This window comes from Roseateles sp. GW823-FHT07B05, from assembly GCF_058794515.1.
On sequence record NZ_JBXAGX010000009.1, the window covers coordinates 114,368 to 132,071 of the forward strand.

A 17,704-nucleotide genomic window follows, 5' to 3' on the forward strand; every position below is an offset into this window, starting at 1 on the left:
GCCATCCTGCCTCAACGCGGGCGGCGCTGCGTCAGCCTGGGGCCCTGAGCCGTTGCGCCAGCTCGGCGTAGGCCGGCTCCACCCGCGCCGGTGTCGCGTCGGCCAGGTGCGCACGCAGGATGCGCTTCAGCGTTTCCGGCTGCGGCGTCAGCGGGCCGGCGAAGCGCACATGTTCGGCGTCGGCGATCAGCAGCGTCGGGAAGGTCTCGATGTCCAGGTCGCCGATCAGCTCGGCCTCGTCCTCGATGTCGATCCAGCGCACCTGCAGCCCGGCCTGCGGCAGCTCGGCGCAGGCGGCTTCAAAGACTTGCTGGTAGGACTCGCAGGTGCGGCACCAGGCGGCGCAGAGGCAGGCGACGTGGAGGGGCATGGGGCGACATGGTGCCACGGGCGGCTTGCGGCGCCCGCAGGCGGGGTCATCCGGCAGATTCGCGGCATGCGCGGCAGCCCGTCCAACGACACCCGCTTCGACCCGCGGTTGCAATTGGCCACGCTGGCGCCGGCGTACTTGCTGGCCTGTCTGCTGCTTGACGGCGAGACGATGCCGGTCGACGAGGCACGGGCCGTGCAACTGCTGCAGGCTGCGGCGGGCAGCGGTGACGCCCAGGCGCGCGACCTGCTGACCGGGAACGGACTCCCGTTTGACTGAGCCGTTCGCCGCGCCGGCACCCGGCACACGGGCTCACTTCAGCGCGGCCCACCACCGCTGATTGCGACGCGGCTGGCCGACGGTCAGCACCTCGCCGATCTCGGGGGTGGCGAGTTCGATGCCGCGAGAGGCCGTCAGGTCGGCAATGCGGTCCAGCGGGTCGCGCCAGGTGTGGAAGGCGAGGTCGAAAGTGCTGTTGTGCACGGAAAACAGCACCTTGCCGCGCAGGTCTTGAAAGGCCTGCACGGTTTGCTCGGGCGTCATGTGAACGGCGGGCCAGTAGGTGTCGTAGGCACCGTTTTCCATCAGCGCCAGGTCGAAGCCACCGAAGCGCTCGCCGATCTGCCGGAAGCCGTCGAAGTAGCCCGAGTCGCCGCTGTAGAACAGCCGTTGGCCGCCGGCTTCCAGGGCCCACGACGCCCACAGCGTGCTGTTGCGGTCGGTGAGCGTGCGGCCTGAGAAGTGTTGTGCCGGGGTGGCGGTGACGGTCACGCCGGCGTGCGTGGTGGCCTGCCACCAGTCGAACTCCTGCACGCGCTCGGCCGGCACGCCCATGCCCACCAGCCGCGCCTTGACGCCCAACGGCACGAAGTAGCGCTGCACGCGCTGCGCGAGGTACTCGATGGTGGGTACGTCGAGGTGGTCGTAGTGGTCGTGCGACAGGATCAGCCCTTCGATGGCGGGCAGCTGCTGCAGCGCGAGCGGCGGCTGATGGAAGCGCTTGGGGCCGGCAAAGCTGACCGGTGACACGCGCTCCCCGAAGACGGGATCGATGAGCCAGAACTTGCCCTGCAGTTTGAGCAGGTGCGACGAATGGCCCAGCCGCACGATGTGGTTGGCATGCGGATCCAGCGCGTCCAGCTGCGTGGGGGGCAGGGGCTGCACGGGAATCGCGTCGACTGGCACCGTGCCGACCTTGCTGCCGAACAGGAACCGGGACCAGATGGCCCACCCGCTGGCGCTCGGTGGCGCGGCGGGATTGGGCGGGTTGTTGAACGCGCAGTTCCTGAACTGGGGCGATGCACCGTAGGGCGAGCCACAGTCACCGCTGCTGCTGGCACAGCCGGTTGCGAGCAGCAGCGTGGCGAGAAGTCCGGCAAGGCCGAGAACACTGAGAAGGCGGGGGAGCGTGCGCATGCGGGCAGTGTGCTCGAGGGGGTTCAGGTGTGCAGGGGCAGGTCTACTCGTGCGTCGAGCCCGGCGATGCGGCCGTCGTCCAGCCGGTTGACGAGCGTGATCTGTCCGCCCAGCGAATGCACCAGGGCCTGGCAGATGGCCAGTCCCAGCCCCGAGCCCTCGCCCCCCTCGCCGACGGCGAACGGCAGGAAGAGGCGTTGCTGCTGCTCGGGCGTGAGCCCCGGGCCGCCGTCCGCGATCAGCAACCGCGCCGAACCGGCCTGCACCGTCAGCGCGATGGCGAGCCGGCCGCCGGCCGGCGTGTGCTGGATCGCGTTGTGCAGCAGGTTGCGCGTCAGCTCGCGCAGCGCCCATTCGTGGCTGGCGATGGGCGCAGCTTCGGTGTGGATGTCGAAGTCCAGCCGCTGCTTGGCAATCAGCGGCGCCAGGTCCAGCGCCATCGCGCGCACGATGTCGGCCCAGTCCAGCACGGGCATGTCGTCGCGCTGCTGGCGCATCTGCTCGGCGCGGGCGAGTGCGAGCATCTGCGTGGCCAGCTGCGTGGCGCGGGCCACCGTGGTGTCGATCTCGGCCAGCGCCTGCTGCGGCTCCACGTCGCCCTGGCGGGCCGACTGCACCTGCACCTTCAGCACGGCCAGCGGCGTGCGCAGCTGGTGGGAGGCATCGCGCACGAAGCGCTTCTGGTGCTCCAGCAGCCGGGCCTGGCGGGCCAGCGCGTCGTTCGTGGCGACGATGAGCGGTGCCAACTCGGCCGGCAGGCCCGGCGCCTGCAGCGGGCTGAGGTCGTCGGCATCGCGCTCGCGCAGCGCGGCACTGAGTTCCCGCACCGGGCGTGTCGCACGTTGCACGACTGCCCACACGACGATGGCGATGATGGCCAGCAGCGCGGCCTGCCGCCACAGCGTGTGCAGCAGCACCTGGCGCGCGAGGCTGCGGCGCAGCGCCAGCGTCTCGGCGACCTGGATGGTGGCCAGGCCCATGCCGGTCTGGCCCGACACCGGCTGCAGCAGCACGGCCATGCGCACCGGCTCGCCGCGGTAGTGGTCGTCGTAGAAGTCCACCAGCGCCGGGTAGGCACCCTGGTCGGGCAGCTTGCCCTGCCAGGTGGGCAGGTCATCGTAGCCCGACACCATCTCGCCCTTGAAGCCCAGCACGCGGAAGTACAGCCGGCTGCGGCTGTCGGTCTCGAACGCCTCCAGCGCCGCGTAGGGCACGGCGGCCACAAGCCGGGCCTGCTCGCCGCTGCCGTCCACGCCCAGCAGCTCGCCGATGGCCTTGGCCGAGGCCAGCAGCGTGCGGTCGTAGGCGGTGTCCACGGCGCGCAGCGTGTCGCGGTACAGGCTCACGGTGTTGATGGCCACGATGAGGCCCACCGGCAGCAGGATGCCCCACAGCAGCCGCGCGCGCATGGACAGGCCGGCCAGTCGCTGGCGGAACTCAGTCATCGGCCTGGAGGATGTAGCCGAGGCCGCGCAACGTGACGAGCTTGGCGCCTGTCGTGGCAAGCCGCTTGCGCAGTCGGTACGCGACCACCTCGATGGCATCGGGCTGGGCGTCGGCGGCGTCGGCAAACACCAGCTCGAACAGCCGATCCTTGGCCACCGCCTGACCCGGCCGCACGAGCAGCGCGCGCAGCAGCGCCGCCTCGCGCGGCGGCAGGTCCAGCGGCTGGCCGTGGTGGTAGACGGCGCCGCTGTCGGCGTCCGCGCGCAGCCCGCAGAAGCTGGGCGCCTCGACGGTGCGGAAGCCCTCGCTGGCCTGGCCCTGGCGGCGCACCAGCGCGCGGATGCGGGCTTCCAGCTCGTCCAGGTCGAAGGGCTTGGGCAGGTAGTCGTCGGCGCCGGTGTTCAGGCCCAGGATCTTGTCGCCCAGCGTGCCGCGGGCCGTGATGATGATGACGGGCGTCGTCAGCCCCTCGGCGCGCGCCTGGGCCAGCACCTCCAGGCCGTCCAGGCCGGGCATGGACAGGTCCAGCAATACGACGTCGGGCACGGCCGCGCGCCAGCGGCCCAGCGCCTTCGCGCCGTCGTCGCAGATGACCACCTTGAAGCCGCGTCGCTCGAAGGAGCGCTGCAGCGTGGTCTGCATCGCGGCGTTGTCTTCGATGACCAGCAACTTCATGGCGACACGCTAGCACTGCAGCGAGCGGGGCCGGAGCTTGAGGTTTACCCCGACGCGTTGGACAGCGGATTGACAGCCTGGCTTTCAAACATGGCGGCTCCCATAAGTCATAAACAGGAGACAACCATGAACTTCCAAGCGAAGGCGCTCGTCGCCGCGTTGCTGGCGGGCACCGCCACACTGGCCGCGGCCCAGGCCTCCAGCGTGACCATCTTCGGCGTGCTCGACGTCGGTGTGCAGCGCATCAAGAACGGCAGCAAGACGCTGAACCTGGAGAGCATCGACGGCATGCAGACCAGCCGCATCGGCTTTCGCGGCCAGGAGAACCTGGGCGACGGGCTGACGGCCAGCTTCCACCTGGAAGGCGCCATCGGCCCCGACGTCGGCTCGGGTGGCGACTGGCGCCGCCGCGCGACGGTCAGCCTCGCCAGCAAGGATGCCGGCGAGCTGCGCCTGGGCCGCGACTACACGCCCACGTTCTGGAACATCAGCAAGTTCAACGCCTTCGGCACCAACGGCGTGGGCGCGGCCAGCAACCTGGTCTACGGCTTCGACGGTGTGTCGGCCACGTCCAAGACGGTGATCCGCTCCGACAACTCGGTGGGCTACTTCCTGCCCGACGGCCTCGGCGGCGTCTACGGCCAGGCCATGGTGGCGGCGGGCGAGGGATCGACGGGCCGCTACGTCGGCGCGCGTCTGGGCTGGGCCGGCAACGGGTTGGACGTCGCACTGGGCGTGTCGGAGACCACCAACACCGCGGCAGGCGACAAGTTCAAGGTTGTCAACCTGGGCGGCAGCTACACGCTCGGCGCGCTCAAGCTGCTGGGCCTGGTGCACAACAGCAAGCAGACGACGCGCGAGCAGAAGAACGTCGTCATCGGCGCGCACTACGCAGTGGGCAGCGGCATCGTCCGCGCCAGCTTCGTCAACGCGCATTCGCGCAACAGCGCCAATGGCGAGGACTACACGGGCAAGCTGTACGCCATCGGCTACGTGCACAACCTGTCCAAGCGCACGTCGCTCTACACGACGTTCTCGCAGGTCAACAATAGCAAGACGGGCCGCTTCCTGATCCCCGGTGGATCGGCGATTGCCTTGGGTGACGACTCGCGCGGCATCGAGGCCGGCATCTATCACTCGTTCTGACAGGCCCCTCGTCCAAGGAGTACCTTGGCCGGCCCCCCGAGGGGGCGGCGATGCTTGCGGCTTCGAGCCGCAAGCACATCGCCAGAGCGGGCCGGCTTGGGAGCGGCCCGGCGCTCGGCCCGCGAGTTCACTGATGACGTCAAAGGAGACAACCATGCGTCGCGACACCTTCCTCAAGTCCCTGGCGGCGCTGGCTGCCACCGGCGCGCTGCCGCTCACGGCCAGCGCGTCCGGCGTGCCGATGAAGATGATGATCCCCGCCAACCCCGGCGGCGGCTGGGACACCACGGGCCGTGCACTGGGCAAGGCGCTGCAGGATGCGGGCGTCGCGTCGTCCGTGCAGTTCGAGAACAAGGGCGGTGCCGCCGGCGCGCTGGGCCTGGCCCAGTTCGTCAACGCCAGCAAGGGCGACCCGCACGCGTTGATGGTCATGGGCGCCGTCATGCTGGGCGGCATCATCAGCGGCAAGCCGCCGGTGAGCCTGTCGCAGGCCACGCCCATCGCCCGCCTCATCAGCGAATACAACGTGTTCGTCGTCCACGCGGCCTCGCCGCTGAAGACGATGAAGGACGTCATCGAGCAGCTGAAGAAGGACCCCGGCAGCGTGAAGTGGGGCGGCGGCTCGCGCGGCGCGACCGAGCATGTCGCCGCGGCCATGATCGCCCGCGACGTCGGCGTGGATGCGGCCAAGATCAACTACGTGCCGTTCCGCGGCGGTGGCGAGGCGACGGCGGCCATCCTGGGCGGCAACGTCACCATCGGTGGCAGCGGCTTCAGCGAGTTCCAGCCCTACCTGGAGAGCGGCAAGATGCGCGCGCTGGCCGTCACGTCGCCGGAGCGCCTGAAGGGCGTGAACGCGCCGACGCTGAAGGAGCTGGGCATCAATGTGGAGATCGGCAACTGGCGTGGCGTCTATGCGCCGCCGGGCATCACGCCCGAGCAGCGCAAGGCGCTGACCGACCTCGTCGTGGCGGCCACCAAGAGCAAGAGCTGGGCGGAATCCGTCGACAAGAACGGCTGGACGCCGGCGTTGCTGGCGGGGCCCGAGTTCGATGCCTTCGTCGACCGTGAGTTCGCGACGCTGCGCGCCATCATGGTGAAGAGCGGAATGATCTGAAGCCCCTCGCCCAGTCTTGCGTCGGCTGGACGCCGGCAAGCCTGGTCGGTCCCCCGAGGGGACGGCGATGCTTGGCGGATCGACCGCCAAGCACATCGCCAGACGGGCCGGCTTGGGGCGGCCCGGCGCTCGGCCCAATACAAACACGGAGGCGGCTCCATGAGCAGCGTGAATCCTTCCACCGCCAGCCAGACGCTGGTCGGCCTTGGCGTCCTCGTCGTCGGCGCCGTCATGGCGTTCGGCGCCACGTTCATCCCGTCCGATGCCGGCTATGCCGGCGTGGGACCCAACGCGCTGCCGTGGCTGGTGTCCGTCGTGCTGATGGTGTGTGGCGGCTGGCTGGTGTGGGAGGCGCGCACGGGCGGCTACCGAGAGATGGAAGCACCGTCCGGCGCCGAACGCGGCGACTGGCGCGCCGTGGCGTGGGTGGTGGCCGGCGTCGTCGCCAACGCCAGCCTCATCACGACGATCGGCTTCATCCTCGCCTGCGGCCTGTGCTTTGCGCTGGCCGTGCGCGGGCTGCGCATGGCGGAGGGCAAGCCGGGTGGTGCCGCGAAGCAGAGCGCCATCGACCTGTTGACCGGCGTGGCCATCGCGGCGCCGGTGTTCTGGATGTTCAGCAAGCTGCTGGCCATCAACCTGCCGGGCCTGACGGCCAGCGGCTGGCTGTGAGGAGCGGCCGATCATGATGGATCTCTGGAACCAGCTGATGGGCGGCTTTGCCGCCGCCGGCACGCCCATCAACCTGTTGTGGGCCTTCCTCGGCTGCGTCATCGGCACCGGCATCGGCGTGCTGCCGGGCCTGGGCCCGGCGGTGACGGTGGCCATGCTGCTGCCGATCACGTCGCAGGTCGAGCCGACCGCGTCGATGATCTTCTTCGCCGGCATCTACTACGGCGCGATGTACGGTGGCTCCACCACCTCCATCCTGCTCAACACGCCGGGTGAGACCGGCACGATGGTGACGGCGCTGGAGGGCTTCAAGATGGCCAAGAGCGGCCGCGCCGGCGCGGCGCTGGCCACGGCGGCCATCGGCTCGTTCGTCGCCGGCACGGTGGCGACGGTGCTGGTCACGCTGTTCGCGCCGGTCGTGGCGGACTTCGCCGTCACGCTGGGCCCGCCGGAGTACTTCCTGCTGATGCTGCTGGCGTTCACGACCGTCAGCGCCGTGCTGGGCAAGAGCACGCTGCGCGGCATGACGGCGCTGTTCATCGGCCTGGCCATGGGCCTCATCGGGCTGGACCAGATCACCGGCCAGGTGCGCTACACGGGCGGCGTGCCCGAGTTCATGGACGGCATCGAGACGGTGCTGGTGGCCGTGGGCCTGTTCGCCGTCGGCGAGACGCTCTACATGGCGTTGTACGAGGGCCGCAGCAAGTCCGAGATCAACAAGCTCAGCAGCGTGCACATGACGAAGACGGAGTGGAAGCGCTCCATCCCCGCGTGGCTGCGCGGCACGGCCATCGGCTTCCCGTTCGGCACCATCCCGGCCGGCGGCTCGGAGATCCCGACCTTCCTGAGCTACGCCGTCGAGCGCAAGCTCAGCCCGCACAAGGAAGAGTTCGGCACCACCGGCGCCATCGAAGGCGTGGCCGGCCCCGAGGCCGCCAACAACGCCGCAGTGACGGCCACGCTGGTGCCGCTGCTCACGCTCGGCATCCCGACCTCGGTGACCGCCGCCATCCTGCTGAGCGCGTTGCAGAACTACGGCATCCAGGCGGGCCCGCAGCTGTTCACGACGTCGTCGGCGCTGGTGTGGGCGCTGATCGCGTCGCTGTACATCGGCAACGTGATGCTGCTGGTGTTGAACCTGCCGCTGGTGGGCCTGTGGGTGAAGCTGCTGAAGATCCCCAAGCCGCAGCTGTACGCGGGCATCCTGATCTTCGCGACGGTGGGCGTGTACGGCATGCGCCAGAGCGCGTTCGACCTGTTCCTGATGCTGGGCCTGGGCCTGGTGGGCGTCGTCATGCGGCGCTTCGACTTCCCGACCGCGCCGGTGGTCGTCGGCATGATCCTCGGGCCCCTGGCCGAAGCCCAGGGCCGCAACGCGCTGTCCATCGGCAGCGGCCACTGGAGCGTGTTCATCGAGCGGCCGCTGTCGCAGGGCCTGCTGGCGCTGCTGGTGGCCGTGCTGGTGGTGCCGCGGGTGTGGAAGCTGATGCGTCGTTAGGTGCTTGTCGGGTGCCCGATGATGTGTCTCAGCACCCGGTCTTCCAGCTCGGCGAACCCCGGCGCCGCCCGTGAGCGCGAGCGGGGCAGCGTGACCGTCGCGTCCAGCGCGATGCCGCCTCGGTCGATGAGCAGCACGCGGTCGGCCAGCGCGACGGCCTCGGCGACGTCGTGCGTCACCAGCAGTGCCGTGAAGCCGTGACGTTGCCACAGCTGCTCGATGAGGCGGTGCATCTCCAGCCGCGTCAGCGCATCCAGCGCGCCCAGCGGCTCGTCCAGCAGCAGCAGGCGCGGGCGGTGCACCAGCGCGCGGGCCAGCGCCATGCGCTGACGCTGGCCGCCCGAGAGCGTCGCCGGCCAGTCGTCGCCGCGGCCGGCCAGGCCCACCTGGGCCAGCGCCTCCATCGCGCGGGCCCTGGCGTCGCGGCCCGCCAGTCCCAGCGCGACGTTGTCGACGACGCGCTTCCACGGCAGCAGCCGCGCATCCTGGAACATCAGCCGGCGTTCATGCGTCGCGCCGGCGTCGACGACGCCGGCCGAGGGCGCGTCCAGCCCCGCGATGAGGCGCAGCAGCGTGCTCTTGCCGCAGCCGCTGCGGCCCACCAGCGCGACGAACTCGCCGGGCGCGACGTTGAGGTCGAGGTTCTGCAGCACGTGCCGGGTGCCGAAGGACTTGTCGACGCCGCGCAGCGTCAGCGCCAGGCCGTGCGAGGTGGCGCGTGCAGGGGGATCGTTGGCCACGGCGTCACGCGGCAGCACGGGGGTGTCGAACTCGGTGAGCCACATCGTCAGGTTCCTTCGGCCGCATAGCCTCGATGCCAGGGCAGCCACGCCCGCTCCAGCGCGCGCGCGACCACGTCAGCCAGCTTGCCCAGCAGCGCGTACAGCAGGATGCCCACCAGCACGATGTCGGTCTGCAGGAACTCGCGGGCGTTCATCGTCAGGTAGCCGATGCCGGCCTGCGCCGACAGCGTCTCGGCGACGATGAGTAGCACCCACATCAGCCCCAGCGAGAAGCGCAGGCCGACGAGGATGGACGGCAGCGCGCCGGGCAGGATGACCTGCCTGTACAGCTGCCAGCCGCCGAGGCCGTAGCTGCGCGCCATCTCGATGAGGTCGCGGTCGACGTTGCGGATGCCGTGGAAGGTGTTCAGGTAGACCGGGAAGAACACGCCCACGGACACTAGCACCAGCTTGGCCGCCTCGTCGATGCCGAACCACAGGATGACCAGCGGGATCAGCGCCAGCGCCGGGATGTTGCGCAGCATCTGCAGCGTCGTGTCCAGCAACGCCTCGGCGTGGCGCCAGGTGCCGGTCAACAGGCCCAGCACCAGGCCCAGCCCGCCGCCGACGGCCAGCGCCGAGAACGCGCGCGCCGCGCTGACGCCGACGTGATGCGCCAGCTCGCCGGAGCGCAGCAGCGTCCAGAACGCGGTGGCCACGGCGGCGGGCTCCGGCAGGATGCGCGCAGACAGCCAGCCCGTGCGTGACGCGATCTCCCACGCGACGAGGATGGCAGCCGGCAGCAGCCAGGGGGTTAGGCGACGCAGCATGCTCAGGAGGCGGCAACCGCTTTGGGCACGTAGCTGTTGGCCACCACTTCCCCGAACGGCCCGGTCAGCGCCGGCGCCGTCAGCTTCTCGCGCACGCCCAGCGGCAGCAGCGGGAACACCAGCTCGGCAAAGCGGTGTGCTTCGTCCAGGTGCGGGTAGCCGCTGAGGATGAAGTACTCCAGGCCGAGGTCGGCGTACTCGGTGATGCGGTCCGCGACCTGCTGCGGGTTGCCGACGAGGGCCGTGCCCGCGCCGCCGCGCACCAGGCCCACGCCCGCCCACAGGTTGGGCGCAATCTCCAGCCCGGCGCGCACGTTGGCCTTGTCGAACTGGCCGCCATGCAGCTCGGCCATGCGGCGCTGGCCGACCGAGTCCATCGTCTTGAACTTGGCCTGGGCGGTGGCGACCGTGGCTTCGTCCAGCTGCGACACCAGCTCGGCGGCCGCGCGCCAGGCCTCGTCCTCCGTCTCGCGCACGATGACGTGCAGCCGGATGCCGTACTGCAACTGCCGGCCCTTCGCGGCGGCGCGTTCGCGCACATCAGCCAGCTTCTTCGCGACGTCGGCAGGTGGTTCGCCCCAGGTCAAGTAGGTGTCCACCTGCTCGGCGGCGAGGTCGTGCGCCGGGCCGGAGGACCCGCCGAAGAACACCGGCGGGTAGGGGCGGTTGATGGGCGGGTACAGCACCTTGCCGCCCTTCACGCTGAGGTGTGCGCCGTCGAAGTCCAGCGGCGTGCCGTCGTGCGAGCGGCTCAGCAGTTCGCGCCAGATGCGGATGAACTCGGCCGACTGCTCGTAGCGTTCGGCGTGGCCGAGGAACTGGCCGTCGCCGGCCAGTTCGTCCGGGTCGCCGCCGGTCACGAGGTTGACGAGCAGGCGCCCGCCCGACAGCCGGTCCAGCGTGGCGGCCATGCGCGCGCTCTGCGACGGCGCGACGAGGCCGGGCCGCAGCGCGACGAGGAACTTCAGGTGCTTGGTCGCGTCGATGAGGCTGGCCGCGACGATCCACGAGTCCTCGCAGGAGCGGCCGGTGGGCAGCAGCACGCCTTCATAGCCGAGACTGTCGGCGGCGATGGCGATCTGCTTGAAGTAGGCATGGTCGGCCACGCGAGCGCCGCGCGAGCTGCCGAGGTAGCGGCTGTCGCCGTGGGTGGGGATGAACCAGAAGATCTTCATGCGGGCACTCCCGGCACCCGGATGCGCAGCCCTTCGCGCCGCCAGAGTGCCGCCGTGGTGGCGAGGATGAGGGCGATGGCGGCGTGCCGCGTCGTGGCGGCGCTCATTTGCCGGCCTCGGCCAGCTTGACGGTGCCGGGCAGCGCGTCCGCGACGCGGATGGGCTTGGGGATCAGGCCCAGCGCATGGAAGGTGTCGGCGATCTTCTGCTGCTCGGCGGCCACGGCGGCGGTCAGCGGCTTCACGCCGAACTGGTAGCGCGTCAGGCTCTTTTCGACGACCTCGGGCTCCAGCCCCTGCAGCGGCGCGATGACGGCGGCCGCCGCCTTGACGTTGGCCTTCAGCGCCGTGGCCTGGGCCTGCGTGTCCTCGAACAGCGCCTGGATGACCTGCGGCTGCTTCTCGGCATAGCCGCGCTCGGCCAGGTAGTAGGCGTAGTTGTTGACGATGCCGCGGCCGTCCTGCAGCAGTCGGGCGCCGCTCTGCTTTTCGACGGCGGCGAGGAAGGGGTCCCAGATCACCCAGGCATCCACCGCGCCGCGCTCGAAGGCCGCGCGCGCATCGGCGGGCGGCAGGTAGACGGCCTGCACGTCGCTGAACTTCAGGCCCTGCTTCTCCAGCGCCTTCACGAGCAGGTAGTGCACGTTGCTGCCCTTGTTCAGCGCGACCTTCTTGCCTTTCAACTCGGCGACGGTCTTGATGCCCGAGTCCCTGGGCACGACGATGGCCTCGGCCTCCGGTGCGGCGGGGTCGAAGCCGATGTAGACGAAGCGGGCGCCGGCGGCTTGCGCAAAGATGGGCGGCGCCTCGCCGACGAAGCCCACGTCGACGGCGCCGACGTTCAGGCCCTCCAGCAGCTGCGGGCCGGCGGGGAATTCCACCCACTTCACCGCCACGCCCAGCGGGCCGAGCTTCTTCTCCAGCGAGCCGCTGGACTTCTGGTAGGTCAGCAGGCTGGCGGACTTTTGAAACCCGATGCGCAGCGTCGTCTGTGCGGACGCCTGCAGGCTGATGGCGGCCACGAGCAGCGGTGCGGCCAGGCGGAAGAGGGAGCGGAAGGAGAGCATGTGTTTGTCCTGTGCAAAAAGATCCCGGCGCTCGGTCACACCCGATCCGCGCCCGAGCGCCGGGAAGAAGTCGCCGATCCCGTCCGGGGGGCGAGGAGACAAGAGGTACTGCGTTGTGAGGGGGTCAGCGCCGACAGTCGAACGGCTCCGCGGCGCTGCGCATTCGCGCGGCAGGCAGCAGCGGTTCCAGCGCGCGGTCCAGCCGCGCGAGCAGGTCGGGGTCGGGCACATAGCCGCCCGCCTCGTGGCGCTGCAGATGCGCGTCGGTGGCGAACACGCCGTCCAGCACGTAGCGGGCGCCGAGGGCCGACAGCACGGGCTTGAGCGCGTAGTCCAGCGCCAGCAGGTGGGCCGGGCTGCCGCCGGTGGCCAGCGGCAGCACCGTCTTGCCGCGCAGCGCGTCGGGCGGCAACAGGTCCAGGAAGACCTTCAGCAGCCCCGAGTAAGCAGCCTTGTAGATGGGCGTGCCGACGATGACGAGGCTGGCGCCGCTGAGTGCATCGATGGCGCGGGCGATGGCGGGGTCTTGCGCGTCGGCATTCAGCAGCGCGCCGGCCGGCAGCTCGCGCACGGCGATGTGCTCGCTGCGCGTGGCCACGCCCTCCAGCCGCGTCAGCGCGAACTGCGTCAGCCACGCCGATCGCGAGCGTTCGCTGGGACTGCCGGAGATGCTGGTGATGTGCATGGTGGCCTGCGTGTGTTCAGGCCTTGCACGATAGGGATCGGCGCTTCTGCGCGGAACGAAGGAAAGCGGGGATGCTTATGCGGGCGCCGTGTTTGGGGTGTTGGCACGAGCACCGTGCAGCATGTCAGCCAGTTGCCGTAGCGGCTGGCGTCCGGGACGTCATGTCAGCGCAAGAACTCGTCGCCGCCCAGATCGGCGGCCTGCAGCAGGCGGTGCGTCATGGCATGGCGCGGCTCGGGCCTGTGGTCAGGGTCATGAGCACGTCGGCATACCAGGCGCAGTTCAATCCCAGCGATTCATCCAGCACCGCGTCGCGCGTGGCCATGTCCAGGCGGCTGGAGTGAACGCCGAGCAGGCACCAGCGCGGTCGGCCCGCAGCGACGGGTTCGAGGCGCGCGAGCACGGGTGAGCCGCTGCAGCCACGATGCATGCGTGCGTCGGTGAGGAAGTAGCCTTGCCCCTGGAAGCGCACGCCGTAGCAGGATGCCACGCTGGCTTGCCGCACCACGGGCAGGTGATGAACGGTGTCGAAGAACCCGAGCGGGAAGCCCGGGATGGCGAGCCGGTCGCCGACGTCGAACAGGTCGAACCCGACGGGCAGGTGCGTCGGCCCGAACGGACGCAAGACGCAGCCATCCGGCATCGCGGCAAGGTCCAGCTCGATGGCGGCCACGTCGACCTCTCCAGCGCTGTCACGCGCCTGGCTCCATGCGGTCAGGCCATCTCGGTGCAGCAGGATCGACAACGTGACCAGTTGCGTCAGGTCGCGCGCGTCCGTATGCAACTCGATCTCGATGCGGTCGGGGGCATGTCCCGTCCCGGCGTCAAACAGGACATGGCGGCTGGTGACCAGGAAGAGGCGTTGGTCGCGCTCGAAAAAGAAGCCGCTTGCGGAGGTCAGCCCCTTGGGGCCTGCAAAGGTCAGCACCCGGGTCACGCCGAACAGGGCCTCGTCGTGAGCACGGTCGTCGGCCGCCACATCGCCGGCGAGACGCGCTGGCGAGACAGTCGGCCGCTGCTGCGAATCGTGGCCTCGGTCCCACGCGTCACGGCGATCGGACCAGACCCGCTCGCTCTCTCCGGTCACGCCGGGTTGGTTGGCCGTGGCCAGCATCGGGTTGGCTGCCTGCTCTTCGCCGCGTGCGGCTGCCTTGGCGCCCTGACGCTGCAGTTCAGCGTGCTCGGCAGAGACGGGCGCGGAAGGTGCCTCGCCGGGCGGCACGCCTTCAACAAGCGGTGTCGAGTTTTGCGGCGCGGGCGAATCGGATCGGGAAGACATGGGACAGCTCCGCTCTAGGGCTTGTCCCGTCAAGGGCGACGCTTTCGCCGATGGCGCTTCAAGCAAATCGGTGTGGGGGCAGTGTCACTTGCGGCGTGCCCCAGAGAAATTCGTGAGCCGGCGTCTGCCGGCCCATGGCGCCGCGTTCGGCGCCGGTTCACATGCTCAGAGCGTGCGAATGTTGGACGCCTGCGGGCCCTTGGCGCCTTGCGTCGACTCGAACTGCACCTTGGCGCCTTCGGCCAGCGAACGGAAGCCGCCGCCGTTCTTGACCTCGCTGTGGTGGGCGAACAAGTCCTTGCCGCCGCCATCAGGCGTGATGAAGCCGAAGCCCTTGCCGTCGTCGAACCATTTCACGGTGCCGGTTTGCGTAGTCATGATGTTTCCTTGAGAGACGTAGAGATGGAGATAACCCTCCGCAGGCGGAATGCCGGGGCGGAGACAGAAACACTCAAGAACACTCACCGGGGGAGTTGCTGTAGCTAGCCGCTCGCAAGAAAGGCCAGGGGGTGGCCTGCGGGGCTGCAGTAAAGACCTTGAGAAAACGGTCTTGCGCGAATCTATGGAGGGCAGCGTAGCACGCGTGTCAAGCAAGGCCGCCATCGGCAGGTGTCGCGTGGACAGGGGCCGGCTCGGTGAGCCGCCAAGATACGAGAGAAATGGACCGCGCCCTGTCGATGGCCGCGAGGTGCGTTCCCCCAGGCAGCTCCCCTTGTTTCCCTGCGATGTACGGCACGTCTTGCGGACGCCGGGAGAAGAAAAAAGCGCTTCTGCCTGATGAAGACTGAAGCGCTTCGGATGCCGTGAGCATCTTGCGGAACTGAGGCTGGTCCCTCCGGCGGGAATCGAACCCACATCTGCCGCTTAGGAGGCGGCCGTTCTATCCATTGAACTACGGAGAGCGCCGCTCGCGCCGGGTGCCGGTGCGAGGGCGCGCATTCTCTCATGGCGTCACGCCCAGATGGCGGGCCGTGAGCCGCAGCAGCGTGGCGTCGCATTGCGACAGCGTCGCGATGCAGTCGATGCCCGAGGACTCCACCTCCGCCATCAGCGCCAGCCAGGCGCCCAGGCCTTCCAGCGTGACCTTGCTGCGCGCCGTGGTCACCCAGCCGATGCGGCCGAGCTGGCCGAGGTAGATCCAGGCCTGGCGGCGCGACAGGCCCGACAGCTGGCCGATGCAGGCCTGCGAGATCGGCAGCGCCAGCCGGTCGGCGGGGCGGTTGGCGGCATCGGGCGCCAGCGCCGTGGCCAGCGTGGCCATCACGCTGACGAGGCGTTGCAGCCCGTTGCCGGCCAGGCGCATCGAGATCTGGCCCTGCAGCCGGCTGGCGGTGGCGGTGTAGAGCTCGTCGTGCATCTCGGCGGGCAGCGGCGCCGCGTCGGGCGGCAGCGGCGCGAGCGGCAGGTGGATGGTGGTCACGTCCACCAGCGCCGTCACGTCGTAGCGCGCCGCCAGCTTGCCCAGCGGCGACGCGCCGCCGATGACATCGCCCAGCCACAGCGCCGCCACGGCCACCCGCGTGCCGGGGGCCACCTGCGACACGAGGTAGGCGGCGCCGCGGCTGATGGCGATCCACTCGTCCTGCGAGCTGCCGGCTTCGATGATGCGCTGGCCGCGGCGGTAGGTCTTGAGCTTGCCCTGGGCCAGCCACGGGTCCACGGGGGCCTTGGCGGGCGCAGGGGGGCGTCGGTTCTTCATCAACGGTCTCTTGTTCTTGTCGGCCGGGAGGCGCGGCGGGCAACCCGGGGTTTTAGGTCGATCTGCGTGCGGGCGATCGCCGGACAAGGCCGCACCGGCGGCCGTGTAAAGCGCTTGACGTCACCAGATGGACAGGCTGCGCGACAGCACGCGTTGCAGCCAGCCGCGCGAGCTGGCTTCGGACACGTCGCCGCGTGCGACGTTCTCCAGGTTGGCGTTGACGACATCGCGCGACGCGATGACGTTGCCCGGCCCGATGTCGCGCGGGTTCACGATGCCGGAGAAGCGCAGCGTGCTGACGCCGCCGTTCAGGCCCATGCTGCGCTCGCCGGCCACCAGCAGGTGGCCGTTGGGCAGCACGTTGATGACGGTGACGGCCAGCTGCGCGTTGAAGCTGTTCTCGGCCTCGGCGTTGCCCGAGCCCTTGAACGAGTTGCTGCCCGATGCGGTCGCGTCGATGTTGATGAGGCCCGCCAGCGCGGTGCCGGGCTTGGCGGTGCCGGGGCCCTTGGTGGAGAGCTTGCTGTCGCGGCTGGTCTCGCCGCTCTGCTTCTGCGCGGCGCGCATGGTCTCGGCGATGTCGACCTTCAGCGTGTCGCCGATGGCGCGCGGCCGGCGCTCGCCGGAGAACAGCGTCGAGCTGCCCATGTGGGCCTGGAAGATGGCGCCGTTGCCGGGCTGCTCCAGGAACATGGGCGCGGGCGCCGGTGCGGCCAGCAGCGGCACGCTGACGAGGCTGGGCGGCGTGGACGAGCAGGCGGCGAGCAGGGCGCAGCCGGCCGCCACGAGCAGGCGGGGGGCGGTGGTCATGGCAGTGTTCCTAGGTTTCGAATCCGGTGATCAGCGCCTTGACGACCGGCGCGATCTTCTTGCGGGTGGGGGCCCAGCGAGCCAGCGTGGCATCGCCCACGTAGGCGCTGCTGGCCATCAGCCGGCCGTCGGCGCGGTGCAGGCTCAGCGCCGCGGTGCTGAGGTAGGCGCGGTGCTGCTCGCCCAGCGGCGGCACGCCCCACTCGATGCTGCCGACATAACGCAGCCAGTAGCCGCAGCCGCGCGGGCCGGCGCCCACGTCGTAGACGCGGCTCTGCACACCCTGCGCCTTCAGCTCGGCCTGCAGCGCAGGCACCAGCTCGTCCAGCGGCAGGTCGCGGTTGTATTCGACGCAGACGTCCTTCACCGGCGCATCGCCGTGGTGGACGGTGTTGACGGGCCGCGGCGGCTGGGCGGCCAGCGCCGCGGAGCCGCCCACCTTCAGCACTTCCCAGGCGGCCATGGGGGCCAGCGTGCTGCAGCCGGCGAGGCCCAGTGCCGCGGCGAGCAGCAGCGGCAGCCCCGCCCTCACAGCAGCGCTCCAACCACCGCGGCGCCGACGACGCCGGCCAGCACGCCGTGCTCCAGCACGTTGCCGGCGACGTCGGCGGCGGCCTGCGCGGCGTCGCCCACCAGTTGCACGCCGTCGCCGCCGAGCTTGACGGCGGACTGCACCAGCCCGGCCGCCGACGCCAGCGAGCGGGCGCTGAAGTTGACCGTCACACCCACGCTGGCAGCGGGGCTGCCCAGCGTGGCCTGGCCGGTGCAGCGGGCCGTGCGGGGCGTTGCCGCGCCCGGCGCGGGTGCGGCCGTTGCCTGGCGGCGTGCCCTCGGGTCGTCCGGCTGGCTGCTGCAGCGCATGGCCACCGAGGTCATGGCGTCAGGCCCGGGCCGGTGCGGGCGTGGCGGGCACGGCCGCAGGCGCCTCGGCCTGGGCCGTCTTCAGCAGCTGCGCGAAGTCGCCGCCGGCTGGCGCGGCGGCCTTGGGCGGCTGTGTGGCGGCGGCCGGGGCGGGGCGGGCGGACGTGGGCGGCTTGATGTGCATGGCGGGCATCTCCTGTTGGGGTGAAGAAATTCTTGGCCGGTGGAGGGAGGCGA

General features: G+C 70.3%; 21 protein-coding genes and 1 tRNA gene. 5 read left to right on the plus strand and 17 right to left on the minus strand.

The window, feature by feature from the left end; translation table 11 throughout:
* Window positions 1–31 precede the first annotated feature (31 nt).
* A complete protein-coding gene (locus AC1Q7O_RS19205; RefSeq protein WP_492657490.1) occupies window positions 32–370 on the minus strand; it encodes a thioredoxin domain-containing protein in 339 nt (112 codons plus the stop codon).
* A 66-nt stretch (window positions 371–436) separates the two neighbouring features.
* Here AC1Q7O_RS19205 and AC1Q7O_RS19210 point away from each other — a divergent pair, with 66 nt between their 5' ends.
* A complete protein-coding gene (locus tag AC1Q7O_RS19210) occupies window positions 437–649 on the plus strand; it encodes a hypothetical protein (RefSeq protein WP_492657489.1) in 213 nt (70 codons plus the stop codon).
* Window positions 650–682: 33 nt separating this feature from the next.
* Here AC1Q7O_RS19210 and AC1Q7O_RS19215 read toward each other — a convergent pair whose 3' ends face one another.
* The 3 genes from AC1Q7O_RS19215 to AC1Q7O_RS19225 are packed head-to-tail and all read right to left on the minus strand — an operon-like array spanning window position 683 to window position 3,907.
* Complete coding sequence (locus AC1Q7O_RS19215; protein ID WP_492657488.1) at window positions 683–1,786, minus strand: MBL fold metallo-hydrolase; 1,104 nt, start codon at window positions 1,784–1,786, stop codon at window positions 683–685.
* A gap of 23 nt (window positions 1,787–1,809) precedes the next feature.
* A complete protein-coding gene (locus tag AC1Q7O_RS19220; RefSeq protein ID WP_492657487.1) occupies window positions 1,810–3,231 on the minus strand; it encodes a sensor histidine kinase in 1,422 nt (473 codons plus the stop codon).
* Window positions 3,224–3,907: a response regulator transcription factor gene (locus tag AC1Q7O_RS19225; protein ID WP_492657486.1), complete on the minus strand. Its 684-nt coding sequence runs from the start codon at window positions 3,905–3,907 to the stop codon at window positions 3,224–3,226. The genes AC1Q7O_RS19220 and AC1Q7O_RS19225 overlap by 8 nt, the downstream gene beginning before the upstream one ends.
* A gap of 126 nt (window positions 3,908–4,033) precedes the next feature.
* Here AC1Q7O_RS19225 and AC1Q7O_RS19230 point away from each other — a divergent pair, with 126 nt between their 5' ends.
* The 4 genes from AC1Q7O_RS19230 to AC1Q7O_RS19245 all read left to right on the plus strand — a co-directional run bounded on the left by AC1Q7O_RS19230 (window position 4,034) and on the right by AC1Q7O_RS19245 (window position 8,340).
* Window positions 4,034–5,053 carry a porin gene (locus AC1Q7O_RS19230; RefSeq protein ID WP_492657485.1) on the plus strand — a complete coding sequence of 340 codons (1,020 nt, stop codon included), beginning with the start codon at window positions 4,034–4,036 and terminating at the stop codon, window positions 5,051–5,053.
* Window positions 5,054–5,207: 154 nt separating this feature from the next.
* Window positions 5,208–6,170 carry a tripartite tricarboxylate transporter substrate binding protein gene (locus AC1Q7O_RS19235; protein WP_492657484.1) on the plus strand — a complete coding sequence of 321 codons (963 nt, stop codon included), beginning with the start codon at window positions 5,208–5,210 and terminating at the stop codon, window positions 6,168–6,170.
* Window positions 6,171–6,329: 159 nt separating this feature from the next.
* Window positions 6,330–6,842 (plus strand): tripartite tricarboxylate transporter TctB family protein, encoded by a 513-nt coding sequence (locus AC1Q7O_RS19240; protein ID WP_492657483.1) that lies wholly within the window; start codon window positions 6,330–6,332, stop codon window positions 6,840–6,842.
* A gap of 16 nt (window positions 6,843–6,858) precedes the next feature.
* The gene (locus AC1Q7O_RS19245) at window positions 6,859–8,340 is read left to right on the plus strand and encodes a tripartite tricarboxylate transporter permease (protein WP_492657775.1); all 1,482 of its coding nucleotides are present in this window, start codon (window positions 6,859–6,861) and stop codon (window positions 8,338–8,340) included.
* On the opposite strand, the gene AC1Q7O_RS19250 is transcribed toward AC1Q7O_RS19245, so the two are convergent.
* From AC1Q7O_RS19250 to AC1Q7O_RS19310, 13 genes are all read right to left on the minus strand, one after another.
* A complete protein-coding gene (locus tag AC1Q7O_RS19250; RefSeq protein WP_492657482.1) occupies window positions 8,337–9,125 on the minus strand; it encodes an ATP-binding cassette domain-containing protein in 789 nt (262 codons plus the stop codon). The genes AC1Q7O_RS19245 and AC1Q7O_RS19250 overlap by 4 nt on opposite strands.
* 2 nt (window positions 9,126–9,127) lie before the next feature.
* Window positions 9,128–9,892, minus strand: coding sequence for an aliphatic sulfonate ABC transporter permease SsuC (gene ssuC / locus AC1Q7O_RS19255; RefSeq protein ID WP_492657481.1), 765 nt, complete (start codon window positions 9,890–9,892; stop codon window positions 9,128–9,130).
* A gap of 2 nt (window positions 9,893–9,894) precedes the next feature.
* Window positions 9,895–11,067 (minus strand): FMNH2-dependent alkanesulfonate monooxygenase, encoded by a 1,173-nt coding sequence (ssuD, locus tag AC1Q7O_RS19260; RefSeq protein WP_492657480.1) that lies wholly within the window; start codon window positions 11,065–11,067, stop codon window positions 9,895–9,897.
* 103 nt (window positions 11,068–11,170) lie between these two features.
* The gene (locus tag AC1Q7O_RS19265; protein WP_492657479.1) at window positions 11,171–12,133 is read right to left on the minus strand and encodes a sulfonate ABC transporter substrate-binding protein; all 963 of its coding nucleotides are present in this window, start codon (window positions 12,131–12,133) and stop codon (window positions 11,171–11,173) included.
* Between the two features lie 124 nt (window positions 12,134–12,257).
* Window positions 12,258–12,818: an NADPH-dependent FMN reductase gene (ssuE, locus tag AC1Q7O_RS19270; RefSeq protein WP_492657478.1), complete on the minus strand. Its 561-nt coding sequence runs from the start codon at window positions 12,816–12,818 to the stop codon at window positions 12,258–12,260.
* A 217-nt stretch (window positions 12,819–13,035) separates the two neighbouring features.
* Entirely contained in the window at window positions 13,036–14,097 is a 1,062-nt protein-coding gene (locus AC1Q7O_RS19275; RefSeq protein WP_492657477.1) for a CrpP-related protein, read from the minus strand.
* Window positions 14,098–14,262: 165 nt separating this feature from the next.
* Entirely contained in the window at window positions 14,263–14,475 is a 213-nt protein-coding gene (locus AC1Q7O_RS19280) for a cold-shock protein (protein ID WP_492657476.1), read from the minus strand.
* A 449-nt stretch (window positions 14,476–14,924) separates the two neighbouring features.
* A tRNA-Arg gene (locus AC1Q7O_RS19285) sits at window positions 14,925–14,999 on the minus strand.
* A 41-nt stretch (window positions 15,000–15,040) separates the two neighbouring features.
* Window positions 15,041–15,796, minus strand: coding sequence for a Crp/Fnr family transcriptional regulator (locus AC1Q7O_RS19290; RefSeq protein ID WP_492657475.1), 756 nt, complete (start codon window positions 15,794–15,796; stop codon window positions 15,041–15,043).
* 120 nt (window positions 15,797–15,916) lie between these two features.
* Window positions 15,917–16,606, minus strand: a complete 690-nt coding sequence (locus tag AC1Q7O_RS19295) for a flagellar basal body L-ring protein FlgH (RefSeq protein WP_492657474.1) — start codon at window positions 16,604–16,606, stop codon at window positions 15,917–15,919.
* A gap of 10 nt (window positions 16,607–16,616) precedes the next feature.
* Window positions 16,617–17,138 (minus strand): cell division protein FtsI, encoded by a 522-nt coding sequence (locus AC1Q7O_RS19300; RefSeq protein WP_492657473.1) that lies wholly within the window; start codon window positions 17,136–17,138, stop codon window positions 16,617–16,619.
* Complete coding sequence (locus tag AC1Q7O_RS19305; RefSeq protein ID WP_492657472.1) at window positions 17,135–17,482, minus strand: hypothetical protein; 348 nt, start codon at window positions 17,480–17,482, stop codon at window positions 17,135–17,137. The genes AC1Q7O_RS19300 and AC1Q7O_RS19305 overlap by 4 nt, the downstream gene beginning before the upstream one ends.
* A gap of 4 nt (window positions 17,483–17,486) precedes the next feature.
* Entirely contained in the window at window positions 17,487–17,651 is a 165-nt protein-coding gene (locus AC1Q7O_RS19310; protein ID WP_492657471.1) for a hypothetical protein, read from the minus strand.
* Window positions 17,652–17,704: the final 53 nt, after the last annotated feature.

Excerpts from the sequence above, each read along its gene's own strand:
- ssuC (WP_492657481.1), bottom strand. The coding sequence starts at position 9,892 with ATGCTGCGTCGCCTAACCCCCTGGCTGCTGCCGGCTGCCATCCTCGTC.
- AC1Q7O_RS19240 (WP_492657483.1), top strand. The coding sequence starts at position 6,330 with ATGAGCAGCGTGAATCCTTCCACCGCCAGCCAGACGCTGGTCGGCCTT.
- AC1Q7O_RS19210 (WP_492657489.1), top strand. The coding sequence starts at position 437 with ATGCGCGGCAGCCCGTCCAACGACACCCGCTTCGACCCGCGGTTGCAA.
- AC1Q7O_RS19275 (WP_492657477.1), bottom strand. The coding sequence starts at position 14,097 with ATGTCTTCCCGATCCGATTCGCCCGCGCCGCAAAACTCGACACCGCTT.
- AC1Q7O_RS19305 (WP_492657472.1), bottom strand. The coding sequence starts at position 17,482 with ATGACCTCGGTGGCCATGCGCTGCAGCAGCCAGCCGGACGACCCGAGG.
- AC1Q7O_RS19205 (WP_492657490.1), bottom strand. The coding sequence starts at position 370 with ATGCCCCTCCACGTCGCCTGCCTCTGCGCCGCCTGGTGCCGCACCTGC.
- AC1Q7O_RS19295 (WP_492657474.1), bottom strand. The coding sequence starts at position 16,606 with ATGACCACCGCCCCCCGCCTGCTCGTGGCGGCCGGCTGCGCCCTGCTC.
- AC1Q7O_RS19215 (WP_492657488.1), bottom strand. The coding sequence starts at position 1,786 with ATGCGCACGCTCCCCCGCCTTCTCAGTGTTCTCGGCCTTGCCGGACTT.
- AC1Q7O_RS19220 (WP_492657487.1), bottom strand. The coding sequence starts at position 3,231 with ATGACTGAGTTCCGCCAGCGACTGGCCGGCCTGTCCATGCGCGCGCGG.
- AC1Q7O_RS19245 (WP_492657775.1), top strand. The coding sequence starts at position 6,859 with ATGGATCTCTGGAACCAGCTGATGGGCGGCTTTGCCGCCGCCGGCACG.
- AC1Q7O_RS19265 (WP_492657479.1), bottom strand. The coding sequence starts at position 12,133 with ATGCTCTCCTTCCGCTCCCTCTTCCGCCTGGCCGCACCGCTGCTCGTG.
- AC1Q7O_RS19250 (WP_492657482.1), bottom strand. The coding sequence starts at position 9,125 with ATGTGGCTCACCGAGTTCGACACCCCCGTGCTGCCGCGTGACGCCGTG.
- AC1Q7O_RS19225 (WP_492657486.1), bottom strand. The coding sequence starts at position 3,907 with ATGAAGTTGCTGGTCATCGAAGACAACGCCGCGATGCAGACCACGCTG.
- AC1Q7O_RS19230 (WP_492657485.1), top strand. The coding sequence starts at position 4,034 with ATGAACTTCCAAGCGAAGGCGCTCGTCGCCGCGTTGCTGGCGGGCACC.
- AC1Q7O_RS19235 (WP_492657484.1), top strand. The coding sequence starts at position 5,208 with ATGCGTCGCGACACCTTCCTCAAGTCCCTGGCGGCGCTGGCTGCCACC.
- ssuE (WP_492657478.1), bottom strand. The coding sequence starts at position 12,818 with ATGCACATCACCAGCATCTCCGGCAGTCCCAGCGAACGCTCGCGATCG.
- AC1Q7O_RS19280 (WP_492657476.1), bottom strand. The coding sequence starts at position 14,475 with ATGACTACGCAAACCGGCACCGTGAAATGGTTCGACGACGGCAAGGGC.
- AC1Q7O_RS19290 (WP_492657475.1), bottom strand. The coding sequence starts at position 15,796 with ATGAAGAACCGACGCCCCCCTGCGCCCGCCAAGGCCCCCGTGGACCCG.
- AC1Q7O_RS19310 (WP_492657471.1), bottom strand. The coding sequence starts at position 17,651 with ATGCACATCAAGCCGCCCACGTCCGCCCGCCCCGCCCCGGCCGCCGCC.
- ssuD (WP_492657480.1), bottom strand. The coding sequence starts at position 11,067 with ATGAAGATCTTCTGGTTCATCCCCACCCACGGCGACAGCCGCTACCTC.